This is a genomic window from Cupriavidus oxalaticus, assembly GCF_016894385.1.
In the GTDB taxonomy this organism is placed as follows: domain Bacteria; phylum Pseudomonadota; class Gammaproteobacteria; order Burkholderiales; family Burkholderiaceae; genus Cupriavidus; species Cupriavidus oxalaticus.
Map to the genome: position 1 here is coordinate 2,415,532 of NZ_CP069812.1, position 17,225 is coordinate 2,432,756.

The following is a 17,225-nucleotide window of genomic DNA, read 5'->3' on the forward strand; positions in this document are numbered from 1 at the left end:
AGATCCTTTCGGATCCGTCAGCCCGCTTGGTCAGGGACCGCGCCGCAGGGAGAACGAGATTATGCGCAACTCCGACCCGGAGCGCAAGCCCCAGGCGCGGATTTTTGCGAGATTTTTTACGCGGCGGCACCGGCGCCCAGGCGGCGCAGCACCGTGTCGCGGCCGAACAGTTCAAGCACCGCGTCAATGCTCGGCGTTTGCAGCTGGCCCGCCACCAGCAGGCGCACCGGCATGGCCAGCTTGGGCATCTTCAGGCCGAACTCGGCCAGCACCGCCTTGAAAGTTGCATTGATGGCCTCGCGCTTCCATTCAGGCAACGCGGCCAGCTGGCTGGACAACGCGGCCAGCGCGGGCCGGATCTCCGGCGTCAGGTGCTCGGCCTTGAGCGCGGCATCCGCCTGCGGCTCGCCGCGATAGAACAGCAGCGCGGCCTGCGCGACTTCCTTCAGCGTGTTGGCGCGATCCTTCACCAGCGCCACCACGCCGACAAGGTCGGCGCCTTCCACCTTGCCGCCGAGCGCCTCAATGAACGGCTGCGTGAGCCCCGCCAGGCGCTGGTTGTCGCCGACCTTGATGTAGTGATTGTTCAGCCAGGCCAGCTTTTCCGGGTTGTACTGCGCCGGCGACTTGCCCAGGTGCTCGAGGTCGAACCACTCGATGAACTGCTCGCGCGAGAAAATTTCGGCATCGCCATGAGCCCAGCCCAGGCGTGCCAGGTAGTTCAGCACGGCTTCGGGCAGGTAGCCCTCGTCGCGGTAGCCGGTCACGGCCATGGCGCCGTGGCGCTTGCTCATCTTCTCGCCCTGCTCGTTCAGCACGGTCGGCAGGTGCGCGTACACCGGCGCGGTGCCGCCCAGCGCGCGGATGATGTTGATCTGGCGCGGGGTGTTGTTGACGTGGTCGTCGCCGCGGATCACGTGCGTGATCTTCATGTCGAGGTCGTCCACCACCACGCAGAAGTTGTACGTGGGCGTGCCGTCCGGGCGCGCGATCACCAGGTCATCGAGCTCGTCGTTGGAGATCTCGATGCGGCCCTTGACCGCGTCGTCCCACACCACGCTGCCGCCGATCGGGTTCCGGAAGCGGATCACCGGATCCACGCCGGCCGGCGGCTCGGGCAGGACCTTGCCCTCTTCCGGGCGCCAGAAGCCGTTGTAGCGCGGCTTCTCGCCGCGCTCGCGCTGGGCCTCGCGCAGTGCGTCGAGTTCCGCGGTGCTCATGTAGCAGCGGTAGGCCAGGCCGGCATCGACCATCTGCGCCACCACCTCGCGATAGCGGTCCATGCGCTGCATCTGGTAGAACGGGCCTTCGTCGATGTCCATGTCCAGCCAGGCCATGCTTTCCAGGATCACGTCGACCGCCTCCTGCGACGAACGCTCGACGTCGGTGTCTTCGATGCGCAGGATGAAGTCGCCCTTCATGCGGCGGGCGAAGGCCCAGGGATAGAGCGCGGAGCGGATATTGCCGAGGTGGATGAAGCCGGTCGGGCTCGGCGCAAAGCGGGTGCGGACGCGTTGGGTCATGGTCAGGGGCAGAAACAAGAAAGCCCGCGCGCAGCGGCGCGCGCAGGCTGGTATGTGCAGGCTTTGCATTATACAAGCACGTTCCGCCGCCCTCCGCGTGGGGCGGGCGTGAGCGGAATCATTTATGCTTGCGCCGGTCTGAGATCGTGCAGGCCCTCGGGCAAGCCGACGCAAGCCGCGCAAAGCAGCGCCGGCATCACATGCCGCCCCCCCTCCGATACCGGCAGGCCACACCTGATTTACTGATCCCGCTTCATGCAACGACGTCATTTCCTCGGCCTCTCCGCGGCCGCCCTGCTGGCGGGCTGCGCCTTCGGCCCGCGCCCTGCGCCGCCGGTGGCAACCGCCCCCGCCGCCCCGCCCACTCCGCGCCCGGTCAAGATCGGCCTGGCGCTTGGCGGCGGCGCCGCGCGCGGCTTTGCCCATATCGGCGTGATCAAGGCGCTGGAGGCGCAGGGGATCCATGCCGACCTGGTGACCGGCACCAGCGCCGGCGCGGTCGTGGCCGCGCTGTACGCGAGCGGCCTGGACGGCTTCAGGCTGAACAAGCTGGCGCTGACCATGGACGAGGCGTCGATCGCCGACTGGGCCCTGCCCTTCGGCACCCGCTTCGGCGGCTGGCTCAAGGGCGAGGCGCTGCAGAACTACGTCAACCGCCAGGTGCAGAACCGGCCGATCGAAGCGATGAAGCTGCCGCTGGGCATCGTCGCCACCGACCTGAAGACCGGCGAAAAGATCCTGTTCCGCCGCGGCAATACCGGACAGGCCGTGCGTGCATCGAGCAGCGTGCCGGGCGTGTTCCAGCCGGTGTCGATCCAGGGGCATGACTACGTCGACGGGGGCCTGGTCGAGCCGGTGCCGGTCGACTCGGCGCGCGCCATGGGTGCCGACTTTGTCATCGCGGTAAATATCTCCGCCGACCCGTCGGCACAGAAGAACGCCGGCCAGAGCGGCGTGCTGCTGCAGACCACCGCGATCATGGGGCAGTCGATCAACAAGATGGCGCTGTCGCGCGCCGACGTGGTGATCCGCCCCGAACTGCCGGACATGGGCGGCAGCGACTTCAACGCCCGCAACCGCGCGGTGCTGGCGGGCGAACAGGCGACCGCCGCGGTAATGGCCACGCTGCGGCAGAAGCTGGAGCAGGCGCGGCTGCAGCCGGCCAGCACGGTGGCGGCGCAATAGCGGCGCATGGCGACGCCGGACGCGGAAAACAAAAGGACTGCCGCGGCAGTCCTTTCTTGTTGGTGGCGTTGCTGTGAAGCTCAGCCGCCGTACATGGTGGCGCGTACGGCCTTGGGATCATAGCGCTTGAGCGTCTCGACCATGTCGCCGAGGCTTTCGCTGCGGCGGTTGCCATCGTCCTCGATACGGCGCGCGCCGTTGTAGCGCGTCACCCAGTACGCGGCGCGCATGTCGTCGACACGGATCTTGCTGCCCGTCGAGGGAGCGTGCACGAACTTGTTGTCGCCGATATAGATGCCGACGTGCGAGAAGGTCTGGCGCATGGTGTTGAAGAACACCAGGTCGCCCGGACGCAGGTCGCTGGTCGCCACATTGGTGCCGACACGGCTGATTTCGACAGAGCGGCGCGGCAGCATGAAGCCGAAGGTGTCATGGAACACGTAGCGGACAAAGCCGCTGCAGTCCAGGCCGGATTCGGGGCTGTTGCCGCCGAAGCGGTAACGCACGCCGATCAGGCCCAGCGCGTTCATGACCAGGTCGCCAGCCTTGCTGGCAACGTTGCTGGTGGAATTCACCACCGACGACAGCAAGCCACGCCTGCCTTCCGCATGCGAGTCCGCGGCCGGGGCCGTGGCATCGATACGGGCGTCGGCGTCCTTGAACACCGTGTCCGCCAGCACTCCATTCGACACAGTCGCACCGCAGGCAATGGCAATTCCGACGGCGGCGCGCGCCAGGGAATGAAGTACCGATCGCTGCATTGGTTCTCCCGTTGATCGTTTCCAAAGCAAGCCCCGGCACAAAGTCCGGGGCGGCTGGGTATCTGCGTACGGCGTGTGCACCACGCCGGCACTACGGGGAGGACATAACGCAACATCCGCGCCAGGCAGAAAGGACGCTATTGCGTCACGATCGGCCCCGGCGATGGCACCGTCAACGTGCAGTGCACGATTCAATGCGCCGGAGACACCACCCCCAAAAGTAGTACTCGCGGGATGGTAAAGGGTTGTCATTCACCTGTCAAAGTTCGTTACAAATTCGCCGGATTTGACTTGCGAATCAACGATATAGGCCGAATTTTGCATCTTGTTTATCGGATTGCGCATATGAACACGCCGCCGGTCCGGCGGCGTGAAAAGCGATGCTGCCACGCACCGCGTTCAGGCTGCGCCAACCTGCGCCGCGGCCATCAGCTTGCGGGTATACGGATGCTGCGGCGCACCGAGCACCGCCTCGGTGTCCCCGGTTTCGACCACCTCCCCCGCCTTCATCACGATCACGCGGTGGGCCATGGCCCGGATCACCGCCAGGTCGTGGCTGATAAAGAGGTAGCTGAGGTTGTACTTGTGCTGCAGCTGGGACAGCAGCGCCAGCACCTGCTGCTGGATCGAGACGTCCAGCGCCGAGGTCGGCTCGTCCAGCACCAGCACCTGAGGCTTGAGGATCAGCACTCGCGCGATCGCGATGCGCTGGCGCTGACCGCCGGAGAACTCGTGCGGATAGCGCCCCAGCGCGGTGCGGTCCAGCCCGACTTCGCGCAAGGCGTCGATCACGCGCTCGCGTGTGGCCTCGCGCGACAAACCCGGCTGGTGCAGCGCCAGGCCCTCGCCGACGATCTGTTCGATGGTCATGCGCGGCGACAGCGAACCGAACGGATCCTGGAACACCACCTGCATGCGCGAGCGCAGCTGGCAGCGGTCCTTGCGCGTGGCGTCGTCAAAGCTGCGGCCCAGGAAATGGATGGTGCCGGCGCCCTTGCGCTGCAGCGCCAGCACGGTATGCGCCAGCGTGGTCTTGCCCGAGCCGGATTCACCGACGATGCCGATGGTCTCGCCCTCGCGCAGCTGGAAATCGACATCCTTGACCGCCGCGAACTGGTCCTTGCCGAACCAGCCCGCCATCCCGCGGCGCTTGCGCGCGTAGTTGACGCTGAGGTTGCGTGCCTCCAGCAGCACCGGTGCCAGCGGCACCAGCGGCAGCACCTCGCGCTTCGGGCGGCTGTCGATCAGCTTGCGCGTGTACGGGTGCTGGGGCGCGGCGAACACCTGCGCGGTCTCGCCGGTCTCGACCAGCACGCCCTTCTCCATCACGCCCACGCGCTGGGCAAAGGAACGCACCAGGTTCAGGTCGTGGGTGATCAGCATCACCGCCATGCCGAACTCGGCCTGCAGGTCGCGCAGCAGGTCCATGATCTGGGCACGGATGGTCACGTCCAGCGCCGTGGTGGGCTCGTCGGCCAGCAGCAGCTTGGGCCGGCAGGCCAGCGCCATGGCAATCATGGCGCGCTGGCGCTGGCCACCCGAGAGCTGGTGCGGAAAGCTGTCGAAGCGGTGTTCGGCGTCGCTGATGCCGGTGCGCTCCAGCAGCGCGATGGCGCGCTCACGCGCGGCGCGGCGGTCCAGGCCTTCGTGCAGCGCCAGCGTTTCGACGATCTGGTTGCCGATGGTGTACAGCGGGTTCAGCGCCGTCATCGGTTCCTGGAAGATCATCGCGATCTCGGCACCGCGGATTGCCCGCATCTCGCGGTCGGAAACGTCGAGCAGGTTCTTGCCTTCGAAGCGGATCGCGCCATCGTAGTAGGCATCTTCCACCAGGCGCAGCATGGCCAGCGCGGTCACGGTCTTGCCCGAGCCGGATTCGCCGACCAGCGCGTAGCGCTCGCCAGCGCGCAGGTCGAAGCTGATCTCGCGCACCGCGCGGGTGGCATGTTCGCCATGGCCGAAGGTGACGGACAGCTTGTCCACGCACATCAGCGTGGAGCCCGGGGCCGGCACGGCGGCGGGCGCGAGGCCGGTCGCGGCCTGCAGCAGCGGCGACACGGCGCTCATGGCGTCACTCCCGGCGCCGGCGCCGCCGGCGCGCCGGCGGGAACCTTGGGTTCGACCCGGCCACGCAGCGCGGCCAGGCCCAGGCGGGTGTCGAAGGCATCGCGCAGCGCATCGCCCATGAAGGTCAGCAGCATCAGCGTCACCACCAGCACGGTAAAGGTCGACAGCGAAATCCACCAGGCATCGAGGTTGCCCTTGCCCTGCGCCAGCAGTTCGCCCAGGCTGGGCGTAGTCGGCGGCACGCCCAGGCCCAGGAAGTCCAGGCTGGTCAGCGCCAGGATCGCCGCGCTCATGCGGAACGGCAGGAACGTGATCACCGGGGTCAGGCTGTTGGGCAGGATATGGCGCCACATGATCTGCACATTGGACAAGCCGAGCGCCCGCGCCGCCTTGACGTAGTCAAGCGAGCGGTTGCGGTAGAACTCGGCGCGCACGTAGTCGGACAGCCCCATCCAGCCGAACAGCGACAGCAGGATGATCAGCAGCGCCAGGCTGGGCTCGAAGATCGAGGCGAAGATGATCAGCAGGTACAGCTCGGGCATCGAACTCCAGATCTCGATGGCGCGCTGCGAGAACAGGTCGAAGCGGCCGCCAAAGAAGCCCATCAGCGCCCCGGTCAGCGTGCCGATCACCACGCCGATCACGGTCAGCGCCAGGCTGAACAGCACCGACACGCGGAAGCCGTACAGCAGCCGCGCCAGGATGTCGCGGCCGCGGTCGTCGGTGCCGAGCCAGTTCTCGGCCGAGGGCGGCGCCGGATTGGGCTCCTTGGCGAAGTAGTTCAGCGAGTCGTACGAATAGTGGTTGAGCGGGAAGACCGCGAAGTTGTCGCCGGTGGTGATGCGGTCGCGGATATACGGGTCCAGATAGTCGGCCGGCGTCGGGAAGTCGCCGCCGAAGGTGGTTTCGGGATACGTCTTGACGATCGGGAAGAAGTATTCGCCCTGGTAGCGCACCATCAGCGGGCGGTTGCTTGACAGCATCTCCGCGCCAAGGCTCAGCACGAAGATAGCGACGAAGATCACCAGGCTCCAGTAGCCGCGGCGGTTGCGCCGGAAGCGCTGCCAGGCGCGCTGGCGCGGCGAGGGCGAGTGCGGCAGGCCGTTGGGCACTGCGTGCGAGAACGGTTTCATCGGTGCAGGCCCTCGAAATGGATGCGGGGATCGACCAGCACGTAGCAGACGTCGGAAATCAGGCGCGTGACCAGCCCGATCAGCGTGAACAGGTAGAGCGTGCCGAGCACCACCGGGTAGTCGCGCCGCAGCACGGCCTCATACGACAGCAGGCCCAGCCCGTCGAGCGAGAACAGGGTCTCGATCAGCAGCGAGCCGGTGAAGAAGGCGCCGATAAAGGCCGCCGGGAAGCCGGTCACCAGCGGGATCAGCGCGTTGCGGAACACATGCTTCCACAGCACGCGGCGCTCGCCCAGCCCCTTGGCGCGCGCGGTCAGCACGTACTGCTTGCGGATTTCCTCCAGGAAGGCGTTCTTGGTCAGCATGGTCACCACGGCAAAGCTGCCCACCACCGAGGCGGTGATCGGCAGCACCAGGTGCCACAGGTAGTCCATCACCTTGCCCATCAGCGACAGCTGCTCCCAGTTGTCCGAGGTCAGCCCGCGCAGCGGGAACCACTGCACGAAGGTGCCGCCGCCGAACAGCACCAGCAGCAGCACGCCCAGCACGAAGCCGGGAATCGCATAGCCGACCAGCACGATGATGCTGGTGACCACGTCGAAGCGGCTGCCCGCCCGGATCGCCTTGGAGATGCCGAGCGGCACCGATATCAGGTAGGTCAGGAAAAACGTCCACAAACCCAGGCTGACCGACACCGGCAGCTTGGACTTGACCAGCTCCCAGACGCTGCGGTGCTGGAAATAGCTCTGGCCCAGGTCGAACTGGGCGAAGCGCTTGAGCATCAGGAAGTAGCGCTCCAGCGGCGGCTTGTCGAAGCCGTACAGGGCCTGGATCTCCTTGATCTTCTCCGGGTCGACGCCGCGGCGGCCGCGATATTCGGCGCCGCCGCCGCTGGCTTCGCCGGCGCCGCCCCGCCCTTTCAGTTCCATCATCATCTGCTCGACCGGGCCGCCCGGCACGAACTGGATGACGACAAAGGTCAGCGTGATGACGCCGATCAGCGTCGGGATCATTAGCAGGATGCGCTTGAGCAGGTAGGCAAGCATCGGCCGGTCCTTGTTTCGTGCGTCAGGGCATGTGCAGGCGTGCGCAAGTGCATCAGCGCGCTTGCGGCTTGAGATCCTTGCGCCACCAGTGGCTCAGGATCCAGCCTTCGGCCGTGTAGTAATAGGGCAGCCGCTCCGGGTACGCCAGCTCCTTGCGGTACGAAACGCGGTGCGACGCACTGTACCAGTTGGGAACGATGTAGTAGCCGTGCATCAGCACCCGGTCAAGCGCGCGCCCGGCGGTGATCAGCTCCTCGCGGGTGTGGGCATGCAGCAGGTTGTCCACCAGCTTGTCGACCACCGGCGACTTCAGCCCGAAAAGATTGTCCGAGCCCGGCGTCGTGGCGGCCTCGCTGTCAAAGCGGTCGCGCAGCTCATTGCCGGGGCTCTGCGAGTCGGGGAAGCGGATCGACACCATGTCGAAATCGAAGTCTTCCAGCCGCTTCTGGTACAGCGCAAAGTCGGTGGTGCGCTGGTGCACCTGGATGCCGAGCTTTTCCAGGTTGCGCACATAGGTGGTGATGACCCGGCTCATGGCGCCGCCATCGTCCAGGAACTCGAATACCAGTGGCTCGCCCTTGGCGTTGCGCAGCGCGCCGTCGGTATAGGTCCAGCCGGCCTGTGCCAGCAGGCGCCTGGCCAGGCGCAGGTTATCGCGCAGCGACCGGGGCGGTGCGGTGCTGGGCTGCACCACGTCGGGGCCGAAGACCTCGGGCGGCAGTTCGGCGCGCAGCGGCTCCAGCAGCGCCATCTCCGCGGGGCCGGGCCGGCCGTCGAAGGTGGCGCTGGCGGCCAGCTCGCTGTTGGAGAACCAGCTGTCCAGGCGCTTGTAGGCGCCGTAGAACAGCTGCCGGTTCAGCCATTCGAAGTCCAGCGCCAGGATCAGTGCCTGGCGCACGCGCACGTCCTGGAACACCGGCTTGCGCATGTTCATCACGAAACCCTGCATGCCGGCGCCGTTGCGGTGCGGGAATTCGGTCTTGATCAGATCGCCGTTGCGGAAGCGCGTGCCCTGGTAGCTCTTGGCCCAGTTCTTGGCGCGGTATTCGACGATGGCGTCGAACTCGCCCGCCTTGTAGGCCTCCAGCTTGGCGGTCTCGTCCTTGTACAGGCGGTAGACCACGCGCGCGAAATTGAAGGTGCCGCGGCGCACCGCCAGGTCCTTGCCCCAATAGTTGGGATCGCGCTTGAAGATGATGCCGCGGCCGGCATCGTAGCGCTCGATCAGGTAGGGGCCGCTGGTGATGGGCGGCTCGAAGGTCAGCTTCTCGAACGGCACCTTGGCGGTCCACTTCTTCGAGAACACCGGCAGCGCGCCGACAATCAGCGGCAGCTCGCGGTTGCGCTGCTTGAAGTCGTAGCGCAGCGTGCGCTCGCCGGTCACCACCACTGCCTTCACGTCGGTGCACATGCTGCGGTAGCCGGGGCTCGACGCCTTGCTCATCAGCATGTCATAAGAGTGCTTGACATCCGATGCCAGCACCGGGTCGCCGTTGGAGAAGCGCGCCTGCGGGCGGATGCGGAAGGTGACCGACAGCTCGTCCGGCGCGACCGTGACGTCCTCGGCCAGCAGGCCGTAGGCGCTGGCAGTCTCGTCGGCGCTGCTGACCAGCAGCGATTCGAACATCAGCGCATTGAGCCCGGGCGCCGAGGTGCCCTTCAGCGTGAACGGGTTGAACTTGTCGAAGCTGGTGCGCCGGTCCGGATTGGCGAGCGTGAGCGTGCCGCCGACGGGGGCGTTGGGATTGACATAGTCGAAGTGCGGGAAATTCCCGGCGTACTTCAGGTCCCCGTGCAGCGCGAACCCATGCGCCGCCATGGCCGGAGAAGAGACCAGAGAGACCAGGGAGATCCCCGCCGCCAGCATGGTCGCCAGCCCGAACCGCAGTACCGCATCCCGCCGGAAGCACTGCCATGCCGCCTGAAGCGGCCAACGTGCTTGAATAGGCATCCCGTTGGATTCCTCCACTATGACCTCTGGGGTCCCGGCGTTCTGCGGCCGGGCCAAGTATGAGACAATTTTACATGCGTCCGGGGTGGCGCCAGCCATCCGGACATTCCCTCTGCGCGGCGCAATAAAACGGCCGCAGAACAGCCAGGGCACGCGCACGGCCGCACGGCGGACGCAGGAAGCGTGCCTGATACACCACCTTGGAGAACTTATGGGATTTCTGGCAGGTAAGCGGATCCTTATCACGGGCTTGCTCTCGAACCGCTCGATTGCCTATGGCATTGCGTCCGCGTGCAAGCGCGAAGGCGCCGAACTCGCCTTCACCTATGTCGGCGAACGGTTCAAGGACCGGATCAGCGAGTTTGCCAAGGAATTCGGTACCGACATGGTGTTCGAGTGCGACGTCGGCAGCGACGAGCAGATCGCCGCGACCTTCGCTGCGCTGGGCCAGCGCTGGGAGAAGTTCGACGGGCTGGTGCACTCGATCGGCTTCGCGCCGCGCGAAGCCATCTCCGGCGATTTCCTCGAGGGCCTGTCGCGCGAAGGTTTCCGCATTGCCCATGACATTTCCGCCTACAGCTTCCCGGCGCTGGCCAAGGCCGCGCTGCCGCTGCTGTCGGACAAGGCCTCGCTGCTGACGCTGACCTACCTGGGCGCCGAGCGCGTGGTCCCCAACTACAACACCATGGGCCTGGCCAAGGCCGCGCTGGAAGCCAGCGTGCGCTACCTGGCCTCGTCGGTCGGCCCGCGCGGCATCCGCGCCAACGGCATCTCGGCCGGCCCGATCAAGACGCTGGCCGCCTCCGGCATCAAGGACTTCGGCAAGCTGCTGGGCCACTTCGAGCAGGCCGCTCCGCTGCGCCGCAACGTGACCATCGAGGAAGTCGGCAACGTGGCCGCGTTCCTGCTGTCCGACCTGGCCAGCGGCGTGACCGGTGAGATCACCTACGTCGACGGCGGCTTCAATATCGTCGGCGCGAGCGTCGCGGACGCCTGACGGCGAGACTCCCGGCGGCTTGTGTGCCGGGAAAGAAAAAAAGGGTGCCAGCGCTGGCACCCTTTTTTTCTGCTGACAGACTGCGCGCGCTGCCAACGGTACCGGCCGGCATCAGGCCAGCAGCTCGCGCACCAGCGCGATATGCTCGCGCCGCCGCGACTGCAGCGCGGCGTCATCGGCCTTGCCGAACACCAGTTGCCACAGCACCTGGTAGGCCACCGGCGCCAGCAGCAGCCACGGGTGGCGCGTGGCGACGCCGGCGCGGCAGTTCCCCTCCGCCACGCAACGCGCCAGCACGCGCTTGAGCTGCGCCACCAGCGCCTCGACCGTATCGTGCTGCCATTGCGCGGTCAGGTGCGGGATGCGCGCGCCTTCGGCCACCAGCAGGCGCTGCACCGCCAGGGCGTCGGGCCGCATCAGGTCGTCGTAGAGGCGGTTGACGAAAGCCTCGGCAAAGTGCCGCATGTCTGGCGACGCGGCCCGCAGCGCGGCAAGGTCGAGGTCTGACGGGCTGAGCGCGCGACGCAACAGCGCTTCGAAGATTTCATCCTTGCTGCGGAAGTGGGCGTAGAGCCCCCCCTTGGAAAGCCCGGCGCGGGCGGCGATATCGTCCATCCGCGCGGCCTCGAAGCCGCGTTCGGAAAACACCGCCAGCGCGGCGTCGAGGATCTGGCGGTTGCGCACGTCGGCGGGCAGGCGCTGGCGCGCCCGCGTGGCGGCAGGATCCTGGGAATCTTGGCGACTTTGGCGATCCGGGGGATCTTGGGGAAGCGGGTTCGGCATGGCAGGCAACCTTGATGCAATGGACTCGGCCTGGCCATGCCGGGGGCGGCCGCTTCCCGGCAGTCCGACCGCGGCCGGGTGCAGGGAAAGCGTCATGGCAGACATCGCTTCCGACTCTACACCGCCGGCTTGCGGCAAACCAGCGGATAACTACCGACTGGCCGGTCGTTAGTTGATGTCGATCAAGCTCCGGGTGTATTCGGCTCGATACAGTGTTCCTGTACGCAATCACTGGGAGAAGCCAATGACCACCCTGGAACTTGTGCCGCTGCTGGGTTACCTGACGGCGTATGCGCTGGCGACCGCCGTGCTCGGCAGCCTGGCGCTGGCCGCCATGCTTCGTTGCCGCCGCGGCGCGCGCCGGCCGGTGCCGGTCCGCAGCCAACGACTTCCGGAACGCCGCAGGACGGAGTAATGGACACGCCCGTCCGCCTGGCTCCCACCTCAGCGCACCCGCGCCGCCGGCATCCGGCCTCTCCTTCCCTCCTTGCACTGGCCGCGGTCGCGCTGGCCGGATGCGTCTCGATGGCGCCGCCGCTGGAGCGGCCCGCCGCACCCGTGCCGGCCACCTTCGCGCAGGCCGGCAGGATCGACACCCAGGCCACTGCCAGCGCTGCCACCGGCTGGCGCGACTACTTCACGGATCCGGCGCTGCAGGCGCTGATCGGCCAGGCGCTGGACAACAGCCGCGACCTGCGCGCCGCCGTGCTGCGCGTGGAGGAAGCGCAGGCGCTCTACGGCATTCGCCGCGCCGACCGGTTTCCCACGATCGGCCTCGACGCCGCCGCAACGCGTTCGCGCACCCCGCGCGACTTCAGCCTGACCGGCCAGCCGATGACGGCGAACGACTTCCAGGTCGGGCTTGGCATGACCGCGTGGGAACTCGATTTCTGGGGCCGCGTGCGCAGCCTCGAGGACGCCGCGCTGCAGAACTTCCTGGCCACCGACGCCGCGCGCCAGGCCACCGCGACCAGCCTGGCAGGCCAGGTCGCCAACAGCTACCTGGTGCTGCGCGAACTCGACGAGCGCATCGCGCTGACCAACGAAACCATCGCCACGCGCGCGGAATCGCTGCGTATCTTTCGCCGGCGCTACGAGCTGGGATCCACCTCCAAGTTCGACCTGACCCAGGTCGAGGCACAATGGCGGCAGGCGCGCACGCTGGGCGCGCAACTGGAGCAGGAACGCACCGCGCAGGCCAATGCGCTGGCATTGCTGGTCGGCGCACCGGTGGAACTGCCGCCCGCGGCGCACCGCTTCGATGACGACCACGTGCTGCGCGACGTGCGGCCCGGCCTGCCTTCCGACCTGCTGGCCAACCGGCCCGACATCGTCGCCGCGGAACACCAGCTCGCCGCGGCCAACGCCAATATCGGCGCGGCCCGTGCGGCGTTCTTCCCGCGCATCGCGCTGACCGGCTCGATCGGCACGGCCAGCCTCGAGCTGGACAGCCTCTTCACAGGCCCCAACCGCGCCTGGAGCTTCGGCCCCACCCTGTCGCTGCCGATCTTCGACGGCGGCCGCAACCGCAGCAACCTGCAGCTGGCCGAAGTGCGGCGCGACCAGGCCGTGGTGCAGTACGAGAAGGCGATCCAGTCCGCCTTCCGCGATGTCTCCGATGCGCTCAATGCGCGCGCCCAGCTGGCCCGGCAAGTCACCGACCTGCAGGCCACGCTGGACCTGCAGGCCGAGCGCGCCCGGCTGGCCAAGCTGCGCTACGACAACGGCGCCACGCCCTACCTCGAAGTCCTCGATGCGCAGCGCGACCTGCTCGCCGCGCAGCAACTGCTGGTGCAGACGCGCCGCGCGCTGCTGTCGAGCCGTGTCGCCCTCTACACCGCGCTTGGCGGCGGCGCGGCGGATTTCGCCGGGCCGGCGGCAGCCGATGCTTCCGTTTCAACCTCTTCCGACAGGCCCGCATCATGAAGGTCCAGGCCAAGACACTCATCCCCCTGCTCGCCGTGGCAGCGGCCATCGCTGCCGGCGCCTATGGCTGGCGCGCGCTGCGCGACACCGGTCCCGGCCCCGGCTTTGCCAGCGGCAACGGCCGCATCGAAGCCACGCAGATCGACGTGGCGACCAAGCTGCCTGGCCGCGTCGACAGCATCCTCGTCAACGAAGGCGATTTCGTCTCCGCCGGCACGCCGCTGGCGCGCATGCAGATCCAGACGCTGGAAGCGCAGCGCGACGAAGCGCGGGCGCAACAGCAGCAGGCTATCAATGCCGCGACCAGCGCGGAGGCGCAGGTCGCGGTGCGCCGCAGCGACACGCTCGCGGCGCAGGCCCTGGTGGCGCAGCGCGAAAGCGAACTCGATGCGGCGCAGCGGCGCCTGGCGCGTTCGAGCACGCTGTCGCGCGAAGGCGCCTCGTCGATCCAGGAACTGGACGACGACCGGGCCCGCGTGCGCAGCGCGCAGGCTGCGGTGGCCGCGGCGAAGGCCCAGGTCGCTGCGGCACAGGCCGCCGTGGAAGCCGCGAAGGCCCAGCTGGTCGGCACGCGCTCGGCAATCACGGCCGCCGAGGCCACCGTCGCACGCATCCAGGCCGATATCGCCGACAGCCAGCTGACCTCGCCGCGCGACGCGCGCGTGCAGTACCGCATCGCACAGCCCGGCGAGGTGCTGGGCGCCGGCGGCAAGGTGCTCAACCTGGTCGACCTGTCCGACGTCTACATGACCTTCTTCCTGCCCGCCACGGTCGCCGGGCGGGTGCCACTCGGCGCGGAAGCGCGCATCATCCTCGACGCCGCGCCCGGCTACGTGATCCCGGCCAGGGTGTCGTTCGTCGCCAGCACCGCGCAGTTCACACCCAAGACCGTCGAGACCGCCAGCGAACGCGAGAAGCTGATGTTCCGCATCAAGGCGCAGATCGATCGCGACCTGCTGCAGAAGCACCTGAAGCAGGTCAAGACCGGCGTGCCGGGCGTGGCATGGGTCAAGCTCGACCCCGACACGCCGTGGCCTGACAGCCTCGACATCAAGGTGCCGCGGTGACCATCCGTGCTGCCGGCCTCCCTGCCCCTGCCGAGGTCGCACGCCTGGCTGGCGTCAGCCTGAAGTACGGCCGCACCGTGGCGCTGGACGCGATCGACCTGGAAGTGCCGGCGGGCCGCATGATCGGCCTGATCGGGCCCGACGGCGTGGGCAAGTCCAGCCTGCTGTCGCTGGTGGCCGGCGCGCGCGCGGTGCAGGCGGGCACGGTGCAGGCGTTCGGCGGCGACATGCGTTCGCGGCGCCACCGCGACGCGGTGTGCCCGCGCATCGCCTACATGCCGCAGGGACTGGGCAAGAACCTCTATCCGACGCTGTCGGTGGAAGAAAACCTGCAGTTCTTCGGCCGCCTGTTCGGCCACGGCGCCGACGAGCGCCGCCGCCGCATCGACGACCTGACCCGCAGCACCGGCCTGCACCCGTTCCTGGCGCGGCCGGCGGGCAAGCTGTCCGGCGGCATGAAGCAGAAGCTGGGCCTGTGCTGCGCGCTGATCCACGATCCCGACCTGCTGATCCTCGACGAACCCACCACCGGCGTCGACCCGCTCGCGCGGGCGCAGTTCTGGGACCTGATCGCACGCATCCGCGGCACGCGCCCCGGCATGAGCGTGATCGTCGCCACGGCGTACATGGACGAGGCGCAGCGCTTCGACTGGCTGGTGGCCATGGATGCCGGCAGGATCCTCGCCACCGGCACGCCCGCCGAGCTGCTGGCGCGCACCGGCAGCGACACGCTCGAAGCCGCCTTCATCGCCCTGCTGCCCGAAGCGCGGCGGCGTGGCCACAGCCCGGTATCGATCACGCCGCTGGTCGCCGATGAGAACGCCAAAGTGGCCATCGAAGCGCAGGACCTGACCATGCGCTTCGGCGACTTCGTCGCGGTCGACCATGTCAGCTTCCGCATCCGCCGCGGCGAGATCTTCGGCTTCCTCGGCTCCAACGGCTGCGGCAAGTCCACCACCATGAAGATGCTGACCGGGCTGCTGCCTGCCAGCGAAGGCAAGGCCTGGCTGTTCGGCCGCGAGATCGAGCCGGACGACATCGATACGCGCAAGCGCGTGGGCTATATGTCGCAGGCGTTCTCGCTGTACGGCGAGCTGACGGTGCGGCAGAACCTGGAGCTTCACGCGCGGCTGTTCGCGGTGCCGGCCGGCGAGATCCCGCGGCGCGTGGATGAGATGGTGGCCCGCTTCGGCCTGGAAGATGTGCGCGACACCCTGCCCGCCAACCTGCCGCTGGGCATGCGCCAGCGGTTGTCGCTGGCGGTGGCGATGGTGCACAAGCCCGAGCTGCTGATCCTGGACGAGCCGACCTCCGGCGTCGACCCCGTGGCGCGCGACGGCTTCTGGCGGCTGCTGATCGAGCTGTCGCGACGCGACCGCGTGACCATCTTTGTTTCCACCCACTTCATGAACGAAGCCGAGCGCTGCGACCGCATCTCACTGATGCATGCCGGGCGGGTACTGGTCAGCGATACGCCGGCGGCACTGGTGCGCGGCAGCGGCGCGGCTTCGCTGGAGGCGGCCTTCATCGGCTACCTGGAGCAGGCCAGCGGCGCCACCCCGGCGGACGGGGCCGCGCCGGTACAGGCACCGGCACAGGCACCGGTACAGGCGCCTGCACGAGCACCGGCCGCGCCCGAGCCGGCCCCGGCGCGCCGTCCCCGCTTCAGCCTGCGCCGCGCGCTGACCTACATGTGGCGCGAGACGCTGGAGCTGCGCCGCGACCCGGTGCGCGGCACACTGGCGCTGGTGGGTTCGGTGATCCTGCTGTTCGCGATGGGCTATGGCATCGGCATGGACGTGGAAGACCTGCGCTTCGCCGTGCTCGACCACGACCAGACCGTGACCAGCCAGGAATATGCGCTGAACCTGTCGGGATCTCGCTATTTCATCGAGCAGCCGCCGCTGTCGGGCTATGACGACCTCGACCGTCGCATGCGCAGCGGCGAACTGGCGCTGGCGGTGGAAATCCCCGCCGGCTTTGCGCGCGACGTGCAGCGCGGCGCCGGCGCGCAGGTCGGCGTCTGGATCGATGGCTCGATGCCCGCGCGCGCCGAAACCGTGCAGGGCTACGTGCAGGGCATGCACCAGGGCTGGCTGCTCGACCAGATGCGCCACCGCTACGGGCAGGACGCCGTCAGTGCCGCCACGCTGGAAACGCGCTTCCGCTACAACCCCGACGTGCGCAGCCTGCCGGCGATGGTGCCGGCGGTGATCCCGCTGTTGCTGATGATGCTGCCGGCCATGCTGACCGCGCTGGCGGTGGTGCGCGAGAAGGAAATGGGCTCGATCACCAACCTGTACGTGACGCCGGTCACGCGCACGGAATTCCTGCTCGGCAAGCAGCTGCCCTATGTCGGGCTGGCGCTGTTCAATTTCCTGCTGATGTCGCTGCTGGCGGTGACGGTGTTCGGCGTGCCGGTCAAGGGCAGCTTCGCCGCGCTCACGCTGGCGGCGCTGCTGTACGCCTTCTGCGCCACCGGCATCGGCATGCTGGCGTCCACCTTCACGCGCAGCCAGATCGCGGCGATGTTCTTCGCCATGATCGGCACGCTGATCCCGGCGGTGCAGTTCAGCGGGCTGCTGGTGCCGGTGTCGTCGCTGGAAGGCACGGCGCGGCTGGCCGGCGAGATCTATCCGGCCACGCATATGCTGGCGATCAGCCGCGGCGTGTTCAACAAGGCGCTGGGCCTGCATGACCTGGCCGGCGCGTTCTGGGCGCTGCTGGCGGCGGTGCCGGTGATCTTCGGCGCCACCGCGGCGCTGCTGAAGAAGCAGGAGACCTGA

Annotated in this window: 13 protein-coding genes; 6 read left to right on the plus strand and 7 right to left on the minus strand. The window is 68.0% G+C overall.

Annotation, left to right across the window (positions count from 1 at the left end):
- Positions 1–116: 116 nt before the first annotated feature.
- A complete protein-coding gene (gltX, locus tag JTE92_RS23540; RefSeq protein ID WP_063238155.1) occupies positions 117–1,523 on the minus strand; it encodes a glutamate--tRNA ligase in 1,407 nt (468 codons plus the stop codon).
- Between the two features lie 255 nt (positions 1,524–1,778).
- Between gltX and JTE92_RS23545 the strand changes: the two genes are divergently transcribed.
- Positions 1,779–2,708 carry a patatin-like phospholipase family protein gene (locus JTE92_RS23545; RefSeq protein ID WP_063238156.1) on the plus strand — a complete coding sequence of 310 codons (930 nt, stop codon included), beginning with the start codon at positions 1,779–1,781 and terminating at the stop codon, positions 2,706–2,708.
- 80 nt (positions 2,709–2,788) lie between these two features.
- Here the strand turns inward: JTE92_RS23545 and JTE92_RS23550 are convergent, their stop codons facing one another.
- From JTE92_RS23550 to JTE92_RS23570, 5 genes are all read right to left on the minus strand, one after another.
- Positions 2,789–3,469 carry a C40 family peptidase gene (locus tag JTE92_RS23550; RefSeq protein ID WP_063238157.1) on the minus strand — a complete coding sequence of 227 codons (681 nt, stop codon included), beginning with the start codon at positions 3,467–3,469 and terminating at the stop codon, positions 2,789–2,791.
- Positions 3,470–3,868: 399 nt separating this feature from the next.
- The gene (locus JTE92_RS30735; protein ID WP_063238158.1) at positions 3,869–5,536 is read right to left on the minus strand and encodes an ABC transporter ATP-binding protein; all 1,668 of its coding nucleotides are present in this window, start codon (positions 5,534–5,536) and stop codon (positions 3,869–3,871) included.
- The gene (locus tag JTE92_RS23560; RefSeq protein ID WP_063238159.1) at positions 5,533–6,669 is read right to left on the minus strand and encodes an ABC transporter permease; all 1,137 of its coding nucleotides are present in this window, start codon (positions 6,667–6,669) and stop codon (positions 5,533–5,535) included. Before JTE92_RS23560 ends, JTE92_RS30735 begins: the two co-directional genes overlap by 4 nt.
- Entirely contained in the window at positions 6,666–7,715 is a 1,050-nt protein-coding gene (locus JTE92_RS23565; RefSeq protein WP_010814276.1) for a microcin C ABC transporter permease YejB, read from the minus strand. Before JTE92_RS23565 ends, JTE92_RS23560 begins: the two co-directional genes overlap by 4 nt.
- Positions 7,716–7,767: 52 nt before the next feature.
- A complete protein-coding gene (locus JTE92_RS23570; protein ID WP_063238160.1) occupies positions 7,768–9,666 on the minus strand; it encodes an extracellular solute-binding protein in 1,899 nt (632 codons plus the stop codon).
- 211 nt (positions 9,667–9,877) lie between these two features.
- Here JTE92_RS23570 and fabI point away from each other — a divergent pair, with 211 nt between their 5' ends.
- Positions 9,878–10,663 (plus strand): enoyl-ACP reductase FabI, encoded by a 786-nt coding sequence (gene fabI / locus JTE92_RS23575; RefSeq protein ID WP_063238161.1) that lies wholly within the window; start codon positions 9,878–9,880, stop codon positions 10,661–10,663.
- Between the two features lie 111 nt (positions 10,664–10,774).
- On the opposite strand, the gene JTE92_RS23580 is transcribed toward fabI, so the two are convergent.
- On the minus strand, positions 10,775–11,347 hold the full coding sequence (locus tag JTE92_RS23580; RefSeq protein ID WP_063238257.1) for a TetR/AcrR family transcriptional regulator: 573 nt from the start codon (positions 11,345–11,347) through the stop codon (positions 10,775–10,777).
- A 343-nt stretch (positions 11,348–11,690) separates the two neighbouring features.
- On the opposite strand from JTE92_RS23580, the gene JTE92_RS23585 reads away from it, so the two are divergent.
- Genes JTE92_RS23585 through rbbA form a run of 4 tightly spaced genes read left to right on the plus strand, consistent with a single transcriptional unit; the run spans position 11,691 to position 17,225 of the window.
- A complete protein-coding gene (locus JTE92_RS23585; RefSeq protein WP_157096916.1) occupies positions 11,691–11,861 on the plus strand; it encodes a hypothetical protein in 171 nt (56 codons plus the stop codon).
- Positions 11,861–13,372 (plus strand): efflux transporter outer membrane subunit, encoded by a 1,512-nt coding sequence (locus tag JTE92_RS23590; RefSeq protein ID WP_084254500.1) that lies wholly within the window; start codon positions 11,861–11,863, stop codon positions 13,370–13,372. The genes JTE92_RS23585 and JTE92_RS23590 overlap by 1 nt, the downstream gene beginning before the upstream one ends.
- Positions 13,369–14,439 carry an HlyD family secretion protein gene (locus tag JTE92_RS23595; RefSeq protein WP_063238162.1) on the plus strand — a complete coding sequence of 357 codons (1,071 nt, stop codon included), beginning with the start codon at positions 13,369–13,371 and terminating at the stop codon, positions 14,437–14,439. The genes JTE92_RS23590 and JTE92_RS23595 overlap by 4 nt, the downstream gene beginning before the upstream one ends.
- The gene (gene rbbA / locus JTE92_RS23600; protein ID WP_275440515.1) at positions 14,436–17,225 is read left to right on the plus strand and encodes a ribosome-associated ATPase/putative transporter RbbA; all 2,790 of its coding nucleotides are present in this window, start codon (positions 14,436–14,438) and stop codon (positions 17,223–17,225) included. The genes JTE92_RS23595 and rbbA overlap by 4 nt, the downstream gene beginning before the upstream one ends.